Annotated in this window: 19 protein-coding genes; 13 read left to right on the forward strand and 6 right to left on the reverse strand. The window is 65.3% G+C overall.

Annotation, left to right across the window (positions count from 1 at the left end; all coding sequences use genetic code 11):
- Window positions 1-34: 34 nt before the first annotated feature.
- From urtE to urtA, 5 genes are all read right to left on the reverse strand, one after another.
- Window positions 35-730: an urea ABC transporter ATP-binding subunit UrtE gene (urtE, locus tag C8D95_RS12130; protein WP_109759461.1), complete on the reverse strand. Its 696-nt coding sequence runs from the start codon at window positions 728-730 to the stop codon at window positions 35-37.
- 3 nt (window positions 731-733) lie between these two features.
- Entirely contained in the window at window positions 734-1471 is a 738-nt protein-coding gene (gene urtD / locus C8D95_RS12135) for an urea ABC transporter ATP-binding protein UrtD (protein ID WP_109759462.1), read from the reverse strand.
- Window positions 1468-2700 carry an urea ABC transporter permease subunit UrtC gene (gene urtC / locus C8D95_RS12140; RefSeq protein ID WP_109759463.1) on the reverse strand — a complete coding sequence of 411 codons (1233 nt, stop codon included), beginning with the start codon at window positions 2698-2700 and terminating at the stop codon, window positions 1468-1470. The genes urtD and urtC overlap by 4 nt, the downstream gene beginning before the upstream one ends.
- A 4-nt stretch (window positions 2701-2704) precedes the next feature.
- On the reverse strand, window positions 2705-4660 hold the full coding sequence (gene urtB, locus C8D95_RS12145; protein ID WP_109759464.1) for an urea ABC transporter permease subunit UrtB: 1956 nt from the start codon (window positions 4658-4660) through the stop codon (window positions 2705-2707).
- Window positions 4661-4725: 65 nt separating this feature from the next.
- On the reverse strand, window positions 4726-6009 hold the full coding sequence (gene urtA / locus C8D95_RS12150) for an urea ABC transporter substrate-binding protein (protein ID WP_109759465.1): 1284 nt from the start codon (window positions 6007-6009) through the stop codon (window positions 4726-4728).
- A 400-nt stretch (window positions 6010-6409) separates the two neighbouring features.
- Here urtA and C8D95_RS12155 point away from each other — a divergent pair, with 400 nt between their 5' ends.
- From C8D95_RS12155 to C8D95_RS12210, 13 genes are all read left to right on the forward strand, one after another.
- Window positions 6410-7216, forward strand: a complete 807-nt coding sequence (locus C8D95_RS12155; protein ID WP_241239731.1) for an urease accessory protein UreD — start codon at window positions 6410-6412, stop codon at window positions 7214-7216.
- 1 nt (window position 7217) lies between these two features.
- A complete protein-coding gene (locus C8D95_RS12160; RefSeq protein ID WP_109759466.1) occupies window positions 7218-7520 on the forward strand; it encodes an urease subunit gamma in 303 nt (100 codons plus the stop codon).
- A gap of 8 nt (window positions 7521-7528) precedes the next feature.
- A complete protein-coding gene (locus C8D95_RS22040; protein WP_164721752.1) occupies window positions 7529-7699 on the forward strand; it encodes a hypothetical protein in 171 nt (56 codons plus the stop codon).
- A complete protein-coding gene (locus tag C8D95_RS12165; RefSeq protein WP_109759467.1) occupies window positions 7696-8001 on the forward strand; it encodes an urease subunit beta in 306 nt (101 codons plus the stop codon). Before C8D95_RS22040 ends, C8D95_RS12165 begins: the two co-directional genes overlap by 4 nt.
- An 81-nt stretch (window positions 8002-8082) precedes the next feature.
- Window positions 8083-8385 carry an antifreeze protein gene (locus tag C8D95_RS12170; RefSeq protein WP_109759468.1) on the forward strand — a complete coding sequence of 101 codons (303 nt, stop codon included), beginning with the start codon at window positions 8083-8085 and terminating at the stop codon, window positions 8383-8385.
- Window positions 8386-8455: 70 nt separating this feature from the next.
- Window positions 8456-10216, forward strand: a complete 1761-nt coding sequence (ureC, locus tag C8D95_RS12175; protein WP_109759469.1) for an urease subunit alpha — start codon at window positions 8456-8458, stop codon at window positions 10214-10216.
- A 137-nt stretch (window positions 10217-10353) separates the two neighbouring features.
- Window positions 10354-10590 (forward strand): DUF1127 domain-containing protein, encoded by a 237-nt coding sequence (locus C8D95_RS12180; protein ID WP_109759470.1) that lies wholly within the window; start codon window positions 10354-10356, stop codon window positions 10588-10590.
- A gap of 82 nt (window positions 10591-10672) precedes the next feature.
- Window positions 10673-11140, forward strand: coding sequence for an urease accessory protein UreE (locus tag C8D95_RS12185; protein WP_109759471.1), 468 nt, complete (start codon window positions 10673-10675; stop codon window positions 11138-11140).
- 3 nt (window positions 11141-11143) lie between these two features.
- On the forward strand, window positions 11144-11767 hold the full coding sequence (locus C8D95_RS12190; RefSeq protein ID WP_109759472.1) for an urease accessory protein UreF: 624 nt from the start codon (window positions 11144-11146) through the stop codon (window positions 11765-11767).
- Window positions 11764-12399 carry an urease accessory protein UreG gene (gene ureG / locus C8D95_RS12195; protein ID WP_109759473.1) on the forward strand — a complete coding sequence of 212 codons (636 nt, stop codon included), beginning with the start codon at window positions 11764-11766 and terminating at the stop codon, window positions 12397-12399. The genes C8D95_RS12190 and ureG overlap by 4 nt, the downstream gene beginning before the upstream one ends.
- Window positions 12400-12454: 55 nt before the next feature.
- Window positions 12455-13273 carry an aldo/keto reductase gene (locus tag C8D95_RS12200; RefSeq protein ID WP_109759474.1) on the forward strand — a complete coding sequence of 273 codons (819 nt, stop codon included), beginning with the start codon at window positions 12455-12457 and terminating at the stop codon, window positions 13271-13273.
- A 1-nt stretch (window position 13274) separates the two neighbouring features.
- Window positions 13275-14093, forward strand: coding sequence for an SDR family oxidoreductase (locus C8D95_RS12205; protein ID WP_109759475.1), 819 nt, complete (start codon window positions 13275-13277; stop codon window positions 14091-14093).
- Between the two features lie 10 nt (window positions 14094-14103).
- Window positions 14104-15180, forward strand: coding sequence for a Gfo/Idh/MocA family protein (locus tag C8D95_RS12210; RefSeq protein WP_109759476.1), 1077 nt, complete (start codon window positions 14104-14106; stop codon window positions 15178-15180).
- Window position 15181: 1 nt separating this feature from the next.
- Here the strand turns inward: C8D95_RS12210 and C8D95_RS12215 are convergent, their stop codons facing one another.
- Window positions 15182-16294 carry a Gfo/Idh/MocA family protein gene (locus tag C8D95_RS12215; RefSeq protein WP_109759477.1) on the reverse strand — a complete coding sequence of 371 codons (1113 nt, stop codon included), beginning with the start codon at window positions 16292-16294 and terminating at the stop codon, window positions 15182-15184.
- Window position 16295: the final 1 nt, after the last annotated feature.

The following is a 16295-nucleotide window of genomic DNA, read 5'->3' on the forward strand; positions in this document are numbered from 1 at the left end:
TGTAACGGCGAAACGACGTCAAGCAAGCTGGCGCTCAGACCGTCACGGCCTTCAGCAGGTCCTCGCGCGGAATATCACCTATCGCGCCTTGCATAGTGACGGCGCCGCGTTTCAGGACGACGACGCGGTCGGCGAGAGCGCAGGCGAAGTCGAAATACTGCTCGACGAGGACAATGGCCATGTCGCCCCGGTCGCGGAGTTGGCGGATGACGTTGCCGATCTGCTGGATGATGTTGGGCTGGATGCCCTCGGTCGGCTCGTCGAGGAGCAGGAGCTTCGGGCGGGTGATGAGGGCGCGGGCGATCGCTAGCTGCTGCTGCTGCCCGCCCGATAGGTCGCCGCCGTTGCGGTGCTTCATTTCCTTCAGGACCGGGAAGAGGTCGTAGATTTCGGCCGGGATGCCGTGCTCGGACTTTGGCAGGCAGGCGAAGCCCGTCTCGAGGTTCTCTTCGACCGTTAGTAGGGGAAAAATCTCGCGGCCCTGGGGCACGTAGCCTACGCCGAGGCGGGCGAGGTCGTGAGCGCGGAGCCTGCCGATGGTCCGTCCGTCGAGCGTGACCTCTCCGCCGGTGCGCGGGTGGGTGCCCGAGATCGCCTTCATCAGGCTTGTCTTGCCGACGCCGTTGGTGCCCATGACGCAGGTGACTTGCCCCAGTGCGGCGTCGAGAGAGATGCCGTTCAGGATCTGCGAGTGGCCGTAATGGAGGGTGAGGTCGCGGACGGTGAGCATGGTCTAGCGCCCCAGGTAGACGTCGATGACGCGCGGGTCCGACGTGACGTGATCGAGGCTGCCCTCGGCCAGAACCGAACCTTCGTGCAGCACGGTGACGCGGCAGTTCAGGCGGCGGATGAACTCCATGTCGTGCTCGACGACGACGACGGCGCGGGTCTTCGCGGCCTCGACGAGAATCGATGTGGTGTGCTCGCGTTCGGATGGCGTCATGCCGGCGGCGGGCTCGTCCACGAGAAGAAGCTTCGGGTCCTGCGCCAGCAGCATCCCGATCTCGAGCCATTGCTTCTGGCCATGGGACAGCTCGCCCGCCTTGCGGGCAAGCTGGTCGGAGAGGGCGATCTCGGAGGCCAGAGCCTCTACGCGGGCGAGGTCGTCCGGTTTGGGTTTCCAGAACAGGACCGAGAGGGGGCCGCGCTCGTTCTTCAGCGCCATAAGGAGGTTGGCGTGGACGGTCTGGTCCTCGAAGACCGTGGGCTTCTGGAACTTCCGCCCGATCCCCTCTCGCGCGATCTGCGCCTCGGACATGGACAAGAGCGACTTCGACTTTTCGCCCCAGATCACGCGGCCCTCGTCGGGGCGGGTTTTTCCGGTGATAATGTCCATGAACGTGGTCTTGCCCGCGCCGTTCGGGCCGATGACGGCGCGCATCTCGGCGTCCCCGATCTGGAAGGACAGGTTGTTGATCGCCTTGAAGCCGTCGAAGGAGACCGAGACGCCGGAGACTTCGAGGAGGCTCATTCCCCGGCCTCCCTCTCGCGGAAGCTGCCCTGGTCGGGTCCGAGGTCGGCGCCGTGTCGGTCGGGCGCACGGCGACCGGTCCAGAGATCGACGAGGCCGCCGATGCCCTTGGGCGCGAAGAGCGTGACGCCGACGAAGGAGAGACCCAGGACGATCAGCCACCAGTCGACCCATTTGATCGTGTAGACCCCAAGCGGGATGTCGGGCGCCTGTCCACCGGTGAACCAGGACGAGACGAGGCTGACGAAGGTCGCGCCGATGACCGCGCCGTAGAGACGTCCGCGGCCGCCGATGGCCACCCAGACCACGAGGTAGATCGAGGCGATCGGCGCGATCTCGGCCGGGTTCACGATCCCGGCCTGAGGGTAGTAGAGCGCCCCCGCGATGCCGGCGATCATGGCCGTGAGGGTGAAGACGAAGAGCTTGTAGCCCTCGACCGAGTAGCCGAGGAAGCGGACCCGCGCCTCGTCGTCGCGGATGCCGCGCATCACCGAGCCGAACTTGCCCGAGACTATCCAGGCGGCAAGGAGGTAGCCAAGCCCGAGAGCGGCAGCGGAGGCCCAGAGGAACCAGATCGACACTTTCGACTGCGGGACGGAGCCGAGGCCGGGAAGGTTCTGGAGGCCGGAGAGGCCGTTGTTGCCCCTGAGCCCGCTGTCGTTCTGGAAGAGGTAGAGCGCGAGGGCCAGCGTCATGGCCTGCGTCAGGATCGAGAGGTAAACACCCGTGACGCGGCTACGGAAGGCGAGCCAGCCGAAGACGAGGGCGAGGAGGCCCGGGACGGCCACGACCATGAGAAGTTGCAGGAACAGGCTGTCGGCGAAGGCCCAGACGACGGGAAACTCGTTCGAGCCGACGACGCCGAAGATCTGGGTGCCGATGCCGTCGACGATCTCCTGCGGGGTCGGCGGGATGGGGGCGTTTGCCAGCGAGCGTTCGACGATGGCGCGCGTGCGCTCGTACATCAGCCACATGCCGATCATGTATCCGCCCAGGCCGAAGAATGCGAAGTGGCCCAGCGACAGGATGCCGGTGTAGCCCCAGACGAGGTCGAGAGCGACGGCGATCAGGCAAAGGCACAGCGTCTTGCCGAGCGTCTTGGTGAAGGAGGTCGAGATGTCTCCGGTGCCGTAGGCCTCGCCCAGGATCGTGACGCCGATGGTGAAAGCGGCGAGCAGCACGAGAAAGATCGGGACCGACGGGTTGCGGGCGAAGAAGCTGGTTCTCATGGCCTCAGTCCCCCGCCGCGCGGCCTTTGAGGGCGATGATGCCCCTTGGCCGGAACTGGATGAAGATGATGATGAAGATGATCATGTAGGTCTGGGCGGCGAGGGTGTTCGACGGGTTCGCCCATTCGATCCCCTTTTGCAGAAAGCCGATCATCGTCGCGCCGAACAACGTTCCCCAGATGTTGCCGACGCCGCCGACCACCACGGTCATGAAGCTTTGGACGATGTAGTCTGCGCCAAGCTCGGACGTGACCTTCGCATAGAGACCGATGGCGACGCCGGCGATCCCCGCGATGCCCGAGCCGAGGCCGAAGGTGAGCATGTTCACGCGGTCGGGGTTGATGCCCATGCTGCCCGCCATGCGACGGTTCTGGGTCACGGCGCGGGTCTCGAGCCCGAAACGGGTGCGCTTCATGATGAAGAGGAAGAGGGCGAGGAACATGAGCGCCAGCACGAAGATGGCGATACGGATGTAACTGATCGATACGATGTCGTTGATCGACCAGGCTCCGTCCAGCCAGGAGGGTGCGGTCAGGGGCCGCGCCTGGGTGCCGAAGATGTTCTTGGCGAGTTGCTGAAGCGCGATGGAGATTCCGAAGGTCGCGAGCACCGTCTCGAGCGGGCGGTTGTAGAGGTGGCGGATCACGAGGCGTTCCAGGAGGACGCCAGCGGCGAAGGTGACGGCGAAGGCGAGGGGAATGGCGACGAGGATTGACGCCGTGTGGTTCGGGATCAACTGTTGGGTGACGTAGCCCGTGTAGGCGCCCATCATGATGAGCTCGCCATGAGCCATGTTGATGACGCCCATGACGCCGAAGGTGATGGCGAGGCCGATGGCGGCCAGGAAATAAATCGAGGCGAGGGACAGGGCGTCGAGCCCGAGGTCGATGGCTTGCGCTATGCCGACTCGGGTCGAGATGGACCGAAGCGTGTCGCGCGCGGCGTCAGTGACGGCGGCGGAGGGTTCGACGTAGACCTCGGCGAAGGAAAAACGGGCGAGTTCGTCGTCGATCTCGATTTCGGTGATGCCGGGCTGGACGGTGCCCGCCTCGACCAGGGCGGCATAGGCGCGGGCGCGGGCCTCCTGCGTGTCGAGGTCGGCGACCGGAATGCCGGCAACCGCGCCATCGACGATGTTGGCGGCAAGGGCCGATTTGACGGTGTCGTTGTCGAGCCGGGCCGGGACGAGGCCGTCCGCGACGAGGAGGTCGTAGGCGGCGGCGACGGGAAACGCTTCGGATCCGGGGCGCAGTTGCCGGGCGACGTTCGCCTCGGCCGCTATTCCGCCTTCGAACACCTGAAGGCGCGTCGTCAGGATGGGGTTCAGCGTGGCGCGCACGTCCACGCCGGTATCGCCTTCAAGGCCCCGGATCGCCTCGATGCGGGCCGGCTCGTCGGGATCGAAGGCGGCGGTCAGGAGACGCACGAGGCGCTCCTTGCGGGCGAGGATAGCGGGATCGGCCTCGCCCTCCAGCGATCCCCGGAGGGGCACGAGAGCCTCGGGGTCCGGGCGGCGTTCGAGCGAGAGGAGCGCGGAGCGGCGGTTCGCGGGGTTCGGGTCCATGAGTTGGAACTGGACGAGCGCGGTTCCCAGAAGCCCGCGGATGCCGCTGTTGGGCTTGATCTGTTCGAGGTCGTCCTTGTCCGCTGTCCCGGCCTCGGCGCCCGTGTCGAAGTCGGTGAGGGTGTAGCTGCGCCCCTCGGCCGGATCGGCGCGGAAGAACAGCCCGTCCGAGGTGCGGACCCAGATATTCTTGTCCTGCCAGGCTTCGAGCACGGTCTGGGCCTGCGGCAATCCGCTGGAGGCCATCGCCTGGATCGCGGGTTCGATGGTGCGCCGCGAGCTTTCGAGGATGATTTCGCGGTGTTCCTGAAGGATGTCCTGGATCGGTGTGTCCTGCGCGGAGGCCTCGGTGAGCCCCGCCAACAGGCAAAGGAGTGCCGTGGCCCAAGTCCGCATTCTGCCCATCCCCCGGAAAGTGTGCCTGAAGGGGGGAGGCCCCTTCAGGCAGCGGTCGCGTCAGGTCAGTAGTTCGACTTGATCTGGACGCAGGTCTTGGTCTCGGTGTTGTACATGCCACACTCGAGGTCCTTCCAATCGGACTCGAGCACCGCCGATTCCGGGAGGAAGTCGGTCCAGGCATCGCCCGCCACCGGCTCGGTCTCGGAGACGATGTCGAACTGGCCGTCGGCCTGGATCTCGCCGATCAGCACGGGCTTCGAGAGGTGGTGGTTCACGCCCATCACGGCCGTGCCGCCGGTCAGGTTCGGGAACTCCTGCCCCCACATGGCGGAGCGTACGGCGTCGACGTCGGTGGTGCCGGCGGCGGTTACTGCGTTCACCCACATGTTGAAGCCGATGTAGTGGGCTTCCATCGGGTCGTTGGTCACGCGATCGGTGCTGCCGATGAAGTCCTGCCAGGCGGCGATGAATTCGGCGTTCGCGGGCGTGTCGGCGGACATGAAGTAGTTCCAGGCCGCGAGGTGACCGACGAGGTTGGTGGTGTCGAGGCCGGAGAGCTCTTCCTCACCGACCGAGAAGGCGACGACGGGGATATCGTCGGCCGAAATGCCGGCGGCGGCGAGTTCCTTGTAGAAGCCTACGTTGGCGTCGCCGTTGATCGTCGAAATCACGCCGACCTTCTTTCCATCGGCACCGAGGGCGACGACGTCAGCCACGATCTTCGACCAGTCAGAGTGTCCGAACGGCGTGTAGTTCACGAAGATGTCTTCCTGCGCGATGCCCTTGGACTTCAGGTAGGACTCGAGGATGTTGTTCGTCGTGCGCGGATAGACATAGTCGGTGCCCAGGAGCGCGAACTTCTCGACGCCGAGCTCTTCGAGGAAGTAGTCGGTGGCCGGGATCGCCTGCTGGTTCGGGGCAGCGCCCGTGTAGAAGACGTTCTTCGAGCTTTCTTCGCCCTCGTACTGGACGGGGTAAAAGAGGAGGCCGTTCAACTCCTCGATCACCGGCAGGACCGACTTCCGCGAGACGGAGGTCCAGTTGCCGAAGATCACGTCGACCTCGTGAACGGTCAGCAACTCTCGCGCCTTCTCGGCGAAGAGCGGCCAGTCGGAGGCCGGATCGACCACGACCGCCTCGAGTTCGCAGCCGAGAACGCCGCCCTTCTCGTTCTGGGCGGCCACGAGCATCTCCATCGTGTCCTTCAGGGTGGTTTCGGAAATGGCCATCGTGCCGGACAGCGAGTGCAGCACGCCGACCTTGATCGGGCAGTCCTGGGCCAGGGCCGGACCGGCGAGCGCCGCGAGCAGCGCGGTTCCGGCCAGTGTCGATTTCAGATTTGTCATCCTTCGTCTCCCCGCAGGGCGCGGGTTCCTTGCCAAATGGCGAGGAACGCCTAGCTCGACCCTGCAACTTAAGTTGTTGCACCAGTGCGGCGGCCCGGAGCTCCACTTCCATCGGCTGCCGCACACCCCCAGATTTTTTGGCAACATGCGCTGCCAGTGGGCACCCAAATCGATTCTGGATGGGGCGCGGCTTGGCAATCGTACTGCCCAGCTTTTCTGCACTGCGGCGTTCCTTGCACAGAATTTTGGCGCATTACCCTGAGTAGTGCCGAAAAATTGGGCGACGACGCTTGGTGTGCCCGCATTCGGGCGAAAGCAGCGGACAACAGCGTCTGAGAATGGTGAAACGGTCCGGCGAACGGGGGGATGCGACCGCTTGACTGCCTTGCCGACATTGATCGTGACAGACGCGCAACCCCGCGCCGTGGGGTCCGTGTCGCTGAAGGTGACGGCGTCCGACCGCGGCACCGAGATTGCGAGGCTTCGGCACGAAGGGTCCATGCGCGCCCTCTTCCCCCGGCGCGACAGTCAGCGCATCACGGCGGTTCTCGTCAACACTGCCGGAGGGGTAACCGGCGGCGACCGCTTCAGCGTCCGCGTCGAGGCGGGCGAGGGCGCCGACATCACCATCACGACGCAGGCGGCCGAGAGAGCCTATCGTGCGCAACCTGGCCAGACCGGCCGCGTCGATACCGTTCTGACGATCGGTCCGAACGCGCGCCTGGCCTGGCTCCCGCAGGAAACGATCCTCTTCGACGGTTCGTCGCTCGAGCGGCGCCTGACGGTGGATCTGGGCGCGGGGGCGTCGGCGCTGATCGTCGAGCCCCTGATCTTCGGCCGACGTGCCATGAACGAAGGCGTCAGCAGCGCCAGGCTCTCCGACCGGATCACGCTGCGCCGCGACGGTGTGCCGATCTATCTCGACCGTATCTGCATGGAGGGCGATCTCGTCGCCCGTATGTCCCGTCCGGCAACCGGGCAGGGGGCGGCGGCCACCTCGACCGTGCTTTTTGCCGGAGAGGGCGCCGAGGCCAGGCTTGCGGCGGCGCGCGCCATTCTTCCCGAGACGGCCGGCATCAGCCTGGTGCGCCCGGGCCTTCTCGCGGCGCGACTTCTGGCCGAGGACGGCTTCGATTTACGCCGCGCGCTTCTGCCCCTGATCCGGCTTCTCGCCGACGACGACCTGCCAAGACCCTGGATGATCTGACATGAACCTGACTCCTCGAGAACGCGACAAGCTTTTGGTGGCCATGGCCGCTGAAGTCGCCCGCAAGCGTCTTGCGCGCGGCGTGAAGCTGAACCACCCCGAGGCCATCGCGCTGATTTCCGACGCCGTCGTCGAGGGCGCACGCGACGGGCGCTCGGTCGCCGACATGATGGAGGCGGGCGCACATGTCATCACCCGCGACCAATGCATGGAGGGGATCGCCGAGATGATCCACGAGGTACAGATCGAGGCCACCTTTCCCGACGGCACCAAGCTCGTCACCGTTCACAACCCGATCCGATAGGAGATAACATGCGGTTTCTCATCCTTTCCTGTCTTCTGGCCGCATCGCCCGCGCTTGCGCATGAAGCGACCTTGCCCCACGCCCACACCGACTGGGGCCTTCCCGCCGGCCTGTGCCTGATTGCGGTGGCCGCCGTCGGCGCGGGGCTGAAGGCAAGGGTCGCGCGGGTCCGCCGATGATCCCCGGCGAACTCTTCCCGGCCGAGGGCACGCTGACGCTGAACGCGGGGCGGGAGGCGGTCACCCTGATGGTCGCGAACACGGGTGACCGTCCGGTGCAGGTCGGCTCGCACTATCACTTCGGCGAAGCGAACGCGGCGCTCGAGTTCGATCGGACGGCGGCCCGGGGAATGCGGCTCGACATCGCCGCCGGAACGGCCGTGCGCTTCGAGCCGGGTCAGAGACGCGAAGTCCAACTCATCCCCATCGCTGGCGCGCGCCGCATCTACGGCTTCAACCAGAAGGTCATGGGCGCGTTATGACGGTACGTCAGCGCAACCGAAGCGAGGCAGAGGAGTTGACTGCACGAAGCATGTTGCCACAGGAACAGATCGGACCGTTTAATGAACAACCACGCGTTTGGCTGGTGGGGTCTGTCGATCCGCACCGCGCAGATGATGGCCGAGGCCCAAATGGTCATGGCGTATCGCATGATGGGCATGGCGGGCGTCTGGCCCGTTTCGCCGTCCGAGAACGCCCGCATGATGTCCGAAAAGATTCCGGCCTTCATTTCGGCGTCGGGGGCCGCGACCTCCGCTGCCATGTCGGGCAAGCGACCGGACCAGATTCTCGAGGCGGCGCTGAGGCCGATAGGATTGAAGACGCGCGCCAATTCGCGGAGGCTCGGAAAAGAGACGCGCCGCTAACGACGCGCTTCGCTTTCGCATCGGGTCGTCGTCCCAGCAACCGTGACTCGATGCACAGCGGAGCCGTCTGATGCCTGCCACGATTTCCCGCGCCTCCTATGCTGCCATGTTCGGACCGACCACCGGCGACCGGCTGCGGCTCGCCGACACCGACCTCATCATCGAGGTTGAGCGTGACCTGAGCGCCGAAGCTGTGGGTCGGGCGACGAACGGCGGCACTGGCCCCAATTCGGCGGTTTACGGCGAAGAGGTAAAGTTCGGCGGCGGAAAGGTCATTCGCGACGGCATGGGGCAATCCCAGTCGACGCGGGCGCAGGGCGCTGTCGACACGGTCATCACCAATGCGCTCGTGCTGGATCACTCGGGCATCTACAAAGCCGACATCGGTCTCCGCGACGGCCGCATCGCCGCCATCGGCAAGGCCGGGAACCCGGACACCCAGCCCGGCGTGAACATCGTCGTGGGGCCGGGGACCGAGGCCATCGCGGGAGAAGGGCGCATCCTGACCGCTGGCGGGTTCGACAGCCACATCCACTTCATCTGCCCACAGCAGATCGAGGATGCCCTGCACTCGGGCCTGACGACGATGCTGGGGGGCGGCACCGGCCCGGCCCACGGGACGCTTGCCACCACTTGCACGCCGGGACCCTGGCACCTGGCGCGGATGCTTCAGGCGGCGGACGCCTTCCCCATGAACCTTGCCTTCGCCGGAAAGGGCAATGCCTCGCTTCCCGCCGCTCTGGAGGAACAGATCAGGGCCGGGGCCTGTGCGCTGAAGCTGCACGAGGACTGGGGGACGACGCCCGGCGCCATCGACTGCTGCCTGACGGTGGCGGACGCGATGGATGTGCAGGTGATGATTCACACCGACACGCTGAACGAGAGCGGCTTCGTCGAGAACACGGTCGCCGCCATGAAGGGCCGGACGATCCACGCCTTCCATACCGAGGGTGCGGGCGGCGGACACGCACCGGACATCATCAAGATCTGTGGCGAGGCCTTCGTGCTGCCGTCGTCCACCAACCCGACGCGGCCTTTCACCGTGAATACCGTCGAGGAACATCTCGATATGCTGATGGTGTGCCACCACCTCGACAAGTCGATCCCCGAGGACGTGGCCTTCGCCGAAAGCCGCATCCGGCGCGAGACCATCGCGGCCGAGGACATCCTGCACGACATGGGCGCCTTCAGTATCATCGCGTCGGACAGCCAAGCCATGGGCCGGGTAGGCGAGGTCATCATCCGGACCTGGCAGACCGCCGACAAGATGAGGAAGCAGCGCGGGCGGCTGGCCGAGGAGACGGGCGACAACGACAACTTCCGCGTTCGCCGCTATGTCGCAAAGTACACGATCAACCCGGCCATCGCGCACGGGCTTTCGCACGAGATCGGGTCGATCGAGGTGGGCAAGCGCGCAGACCTCGTCCTATGGTCGCCCGCCTTCTTCGGGGTGAAGCCCGAGATGGTGCTGATCGGGGGGACGATCGTGATGGCGCAGATGGGCGATCCCAACGCCTCGATCCCGACGCCGCAGCCGGTCTATTCGCGGCCGATGTTCGGAGCCTATGGGCGCTCGGTCGAGAACTCTGCGGTGGTCTTCGTGTCGGAGGCGGCTCAGGCAGATGGGATCGGTAACCGGCTGGGACTTGCGAAGACCACGCTGGCGGTCAGGAACACGCGGGGGATCGGCAAGAAGGACCTGATCCTGAACGACGCGACGCCACACATCGAGGTGCATCCCGAAACCTACGAGGTGCGTGCGGATGGAGAGCTTCTGACCTGTCAGCCAGCAGAGGTGCTGCCGATGGCCCAGAGGTATTTCCTATTCTGAACAATTTGTTAACGGTCTGCCATGCACAAGACGCATGGCGCATCTTCGAGGATGGCATTGGTAAGGGCAGCACGGCTGACTTATCTGGATTGGAAAGGGAGGAAACCGAAGCTTGCAGTTGAAAGAGGGTTTCCACATTGGCACATGCAGCACAACCGACGACGGCTTACGTCTCGTCCGACCGTTCGATCTTCGAAGTTCTGGGACGCGCCCTGCACGCCTTCGGGAAGGCGTTCTCGATGCAGGCGGGGATGCAGACCCGGATGAACCGCATCTCGCGACTGAACGCGATGTCGGACGCGGAACTGGCGGAGCTTGGCATCCAGCGCGACAGGATCGTGCACCACGTCTTCCGCGACATCTATTACGTCTGAACCGGACGCTGGCGGCCGCGGGGAGATCCCTTGCGGCCGCAGCCGCGTTGCGTGGTCCCGCCACTGGATCGGGACGCGTGCCATGAGCCTAGTCGCGCAAACCGTCCGCAAGGCCGGCGACTGGTCCGGCGCCTCGGACTGTTGCGTCCTGTCCTACGACGAGCGTTTCTTGCGTCGCAAGAAGCTGTCAGGGGACGGCGGGACGGACTTCCTTGTCGATCTCGAAAAGACCACATCGCTCGGTCACGGTGACGCCCTCGTCCTGTCTGACGGCAGGCTAGTCGAGGTGATTGCTGCGCCCGAGGATCTTTATGCTGTGACAGGTCCCGACCTGGCGCGCCTGGCCTGGCACATCGGCAACCGCCACACGCCCTGCCGGATCGAGAGGGATCGCCTTCTGATCCAGCGCGATCCTGTGATAGGCCACATGCTGGAGCATCTGGGGGCGTCGGTCGTGGAGGTCGTCGAGCCGTTCACTCCCGAGGGCGGTGCCTATGGCCATGGCCGCACGCACAGCCACGAGCACGGGCATTCCGCCCATGCCCACTAGGCGATGACGCGCGATCTTCTCACTCTGGCGCAATGGCTTTCGCCGGCGTTTCCAGTCGGTGCCTTTGCTTATTCCCAAGGACTTGAAGTCGCGATCCGGGACGGCCACATCGCCGATGCGAAGGGGCTGACGCTCTGGGTCGAGGACGTTCTGGATCACGGCGCTGGCCGCTCGGACGCGATCCTGCTTGCCGCTGCGTGGCGCGGTGAAGACGTCGACGAGGTGGCGCGCGCCTTTCAGCCCACGGCCGAGCGGCTGCGCGAGACCGAGAGGATGGGCGAGGCGTTTTCGCGCACCGTCCGCGCGGTCTGGGGACTTGGCGTGGCCGATGCGCCTTATCCTGTGGTCGTCGGCCGCGCCGCGGCTCTCCGCGGCATCGCCGTCGAGGACACGGCGGCCCTCTATCTTCACGCTGCCGCGGCGACGCTTGTGTCTGTCGCCGTCCGCCTTGTGCCTCTGGGGCAGACCGAAGGGCAGGCGGTGCTTGCCTCGGTCACACCTCTCTGCGAACGGATCGCGCGCGAGGCCGCCAACTCGACGCTCGACGACCTGTCGTCGTCGACCTTCCTTGCCGACATCGCCTCGATGCGGCACGAAACGCTTGAGCCGAGGATATTCCAGTCATGACGCTGAACGGCCCCCTTCGCATCGGCATCGGCGGCCCCGTGGGCGCCGGCAAGACGACGCTGACGGCGCGTCTGGCGGAGGTGCTGAGGGACACGCATTCCATCGGCGTCATCACGAACGACATCTACACTCAGGAAGATGCCGAGGCCCTGATGCGGATGCAGATCCTGCCCTCGGACCGTGTCATCGGAGTCGAGACAGGCGGCTGCCCCCACACCGCGATCCGCGAAGATGCCTCGATCAACCTCGCCGCCGTGGCCGAGATGGTGAAGCGTCACCCCGAGGTAGAAGTGGTGCTGATCGAGTCGGGCGGCGACAACTTGTCGGCCACCTTCTCGCCCGAGCTTGCCGACCTCACCGTCTATGTCATTGACGTGGCGGCGGGCGAGGAGATTCCCCGCAAGGGTGGCCCTGCAATCACGAAGTCGGACATCCTCGTCATCAACAAGACCGACCTTGCCCCGCATGTCGGCGCCAGCCTTGAGGTGATGGACCGCGATGCGCGGCGGATGCGGGGCGACCTGCCCTTCGTGTTCACGGCCCTTCGCCATCGGCAGGGCGTGGACGCAGTCCTGGCGCATATCGCCGAGATAGGCGGGCTGGACCTGACCCGAAGGCCCATCACGGCCTGATCGCCCTTGCGTCCGTCGTGGCATGTTAGCCATAACGGCAGCGGGAGGATGCGCTATGAACCTGCTCTACACGGGCGTCAACCAACGCGGCTTCGGAACATGGCCCCTGACAGGGGACACGGCACGGCGCGCCGTTCTTGACGCGGTCGAGGTCGGTTATCGCGCCTTCGACACGGCACAGATGTATGGGAACGAAGCAGAGGTCGGCGCCGCGCTGGCCGAATGCGGCGTGCCCCGGTCCGAGCTTTGCATCACGACAAAGGTCCATCCCGACAACTACGACGAGGCGCGCTTTCTGCCGTCGGTGGAGGAGAGCATCAAGGCTCTTGGCGGTGAAGCGCCCGATCTTCTGCTTCTTCATTGGCCGACCCTTGGAGGAGACGTCGTGCCGGCGCTGACGCTTTTGCAGAACGCCTTCGAGCGAGGTTTGGCCAGGAGTATCGGCGTGTCGAACTATACCATCGCGCAGATGGAGACTGCGGTGTCCGTTCTGGACGCCCCGGTCACGACGAACCAGGTCGAATTCCATCCGCTTCTGGACCAGAGCAAGCTGCTGGCTGCCGCCTCGCGCCTGGGCATTCCGCTGTCGGCCTATTGCTCGATCGCGCGCGGCAAGATCTTCGAGCACCCAGAGCTTGCGGAGCTCGGCGAGGCGCACGGAAAATCCGCGGCGCAGGTGTCGCTGCGCTGGATCCTCCAGAAAGGCGTGAGCCCGATTTCCATGTCGACGAAGCCCAAGAACATGCGGGCGAATTTCGACATCCTGGATTTCAGCCTGTCGAACGTCGAAATGGCGCGGATCGACGAATTGGCTGCTCGGGTGCATCACCGGATCACCGCGTCCGTGCCCTGGGCACCCAAGTGGGACGTCTGACGTGAACCGGATCGACGGAGCAGTAGCGGTCGTCACCGGCGGTACGCAGGGACTGGGTGCGGCCATCGCACGGCTCTTCGCCCGTGCCGGTGCGGCGGGGATCGTGACCTGCGGGCGGAATGCGGCAAAGGGGAGGCTTGTCGCGGACGGAATCGCCGAGCTGGCTCCCGAGACGCAGGTGGAATTCGTCGCCGCCGACCTCGAGTCTGTCGAGGACTGCCGGAGCGTCGTCGCGGCGGCGGATCAGGTCTTCGGGCGCGTCGACATCCTGGTGAACGCGGCCGGCCTCACGGATCGCGGCAACCTGCTGAACACGACGCCCGAACTGTTCGACCGTATGTTCGCCGTCAATGTGCGCGCCCCCTTCTTCCTGATGCAGGAGACGGTCAAGCTGATGATCCGCGAGGGCGTCGAAGGGCGCATCGTCAATATCGGCTCGACGTCCGAGCGCGCCGGCCAGCCCTTCATCGCGCCTTACTGCGCGTCGAAAGGCGCGCTTGCGACGCTCACACGCAACTCCGGCTATGCGCTGATGCGCAACCGCATCCGGGTGAACCAGCTCGATATCGGCTGGATGAATTCGGACCACGAAAGGGCGCTTCAAGCCGAGGAGTCGGGCGACACCGGCTTCATCGACCGCGCGGCGTCGTCGATGCCGTTCGGGCGACTGCTCGAGCCGGAAGAGGTGGCGAAAGCGGTCCTGTTCCTCGCGTCCGAGGACAGTGGCATGATGACGGGCTCGGTCGTCCATTTCGACCAGTCCGTCTGGGGCGGCTACGACGGTCAGGCCCCGGCGCCGGCCGAACCGCTGACATTGTGAGGAAATTTCCATGAAGAAAGTGCGCTACGCCATCGTCGGGGCCGGCTGGATCAGCCAGGTGGCATTCATGCCGTCCGTCGCGAACTCCGGCAATTCCGAGATGACCGCGATCGTCACGGGCAATGCCGAAGCGGCCAGGAAACTGACCGACTTTTACGGGATCGGCCGGACCTGCGACTACGACGGATATGACGCTCTATTGGCAGAGGACGTGGTGGATGCCGTCTACGTGGCGCTCCCGAACTCGATGCACGCCGAATACGCCATCCGCGCGATGAAGGCCGGCAAGCACGCCATTGTGGAGAAGCCGCTCGCGATCTCGGTCGAGGAGTGCGAGGAGATGATCCGCGTCGCAGAGGAGAACGGCGTCTTTCTGATGACAGCCTACCGCTTGCACTCCGAGCCGGGGACAATCGAGGTGTTGGAGCGTCTACGGAAGGGCGAGATCGGGAAGCCGAAGCTGTTCGCTTCGACCTTTTCGTTTCAATCACCGGACACGAACCACCGGCTGAAAGGCGAACACTGGGGCGGACCCTTGCAGGACATCGGTGTCTACTGCCTCAACGCCTGCCGGCATGTCTTCGAAGCCGAGCCGGTCGAGGTCCACGCGATGAAGGTCCACGGCAACGGCGATCCGCGCTTTACCGAGGTCGAAGGGTCTATGGCCGTGACGCTGCGCTTTCCCGAGGATCGGCTGGCGCAATTCATCGTCAGCTTCGAGAGCGGCGAGACGGATTTCTACACCGTCATCGGCGAGACCGGTTCGATCCTCGTCGAACCAGGCTATCGGTTCCAGGTCACGCCGAAGATCAGGGTCTCGCGCGGTGACGACCACCAGACGGTCGAGGTTCCGGAAAGCGATCATTTCGGGGGGCAGGTCGCATACTTCTCGGATTGCATCCTGACAGGTAAAGCGCCCGAGCCCGATGGCGCCGAGGGGCTGGCGGACGTGGCGATCATGCTGGCGATCGAGCAATCCGCCAAGACTGGCCAGCCGCAGAAGGTCAGCCTGCCGCCGCGCCCGCGTCACCCCGAGCCGTCGATGGTGCGGACCGTTCCGCGTACCGACCGACGTCTCGTGCTCTAGTTCAGACGTCGAGCCACCGTTCTTCACGCGAGGAGCGGTGGACGGTCTCGACCAGGTGCTGGATGCGCCAGCCGGCGCGGAAGTTGAACGGCTCTTCCGCCTCGCCGAGAATGGCGCGGACGTATCCCGCGACCTCGATGGCCTTCAGGTCGTTGAAGCCGATCTGGTGGCCCGCTGCGACACAGAAATTGCCGTAAGGCGGGTGATCCGGGCCGGCCTCGATGCGGCGGTAGCCCTGTCGGCCCTTGCGGTCGTCCGTGTCAAAGTAGTGGAGCTCGTTGAAGCGCTCCTGGCTGAAGGCCAGACCGCCTTTCGAGCCGTAAACCTCGAAGTCGTGTTGCATCTTGCGTCCCGTCGCGAGCCAGTTCGCTTCGACCGAGCCCGAGGCGCCGGACGAGAACCGCAACAAGGCTCGTCCGATGTCGTCGACCTCGATTCTACGCGGTCCATCCCGAGATGGACGTTCGGGGATGTGCGTGACGCAGTCCCCCATGACGCGGGTGATCGGGCCGCAGAGGTATTCCGCCGTTGCCAGCGCATGGCTGCCTATGTCGGCGAAGGCGCCGCCGCCGGCCGGGTCGTGGCGGAAGGTCCAGGGGCCTGCTGCGTCACGCATGTAGTCTTCGGCGTGCACGCCGCGCCAGGCGCGGATCTCGCCCAGTTCACCGGCCTCGATCATCTCCTTCGCCAGCGCCAGCATGGGATTGCAAAGGTAATTGAACCCCACTTGCGTCATGATGCCCGCGGCCTCGGCGGCTTCGGTCATCTCGCGCGCGTCGTCGGCAAGCGGGGCGAGGGGCTTTTCGCAGTAGACGTGCTTTCCGGCGGCGATGGCTGCCAGCGCCATCTCCTTGTGAAGCGCGTTCGGGGCCGTGATGTTGACGATGTCGATGGACGGGCTCTCGACGATCCTCCGCCATTCAGTGGTCGCCGTCTCGAACCCGAACCGGCGCGCGGCGCTGTTTGCGGCGTCGTCCGTCACGTCCGCGACGGTGTCCAGGACGAAGCGCACGGGCAGGTCGAAGACCTTTTCGGCCGTGGCATAGCCGAAGACGTGGGCCTGGCCCATGAAGCCGGTGCCGATCAACCCGACCCGCAGTTCCCTTTTCTTCAAC

Origin of the sequence: Silicimonas algicola (genome assembly GCF_003148765.1) — a bacterium.
GTDB lineage: Bacteria > Pseudomonadota > Alphaproteobacteria > Rhodobacterales > Rhodobacteraceae > Silicimonas > Silicimonas algicola.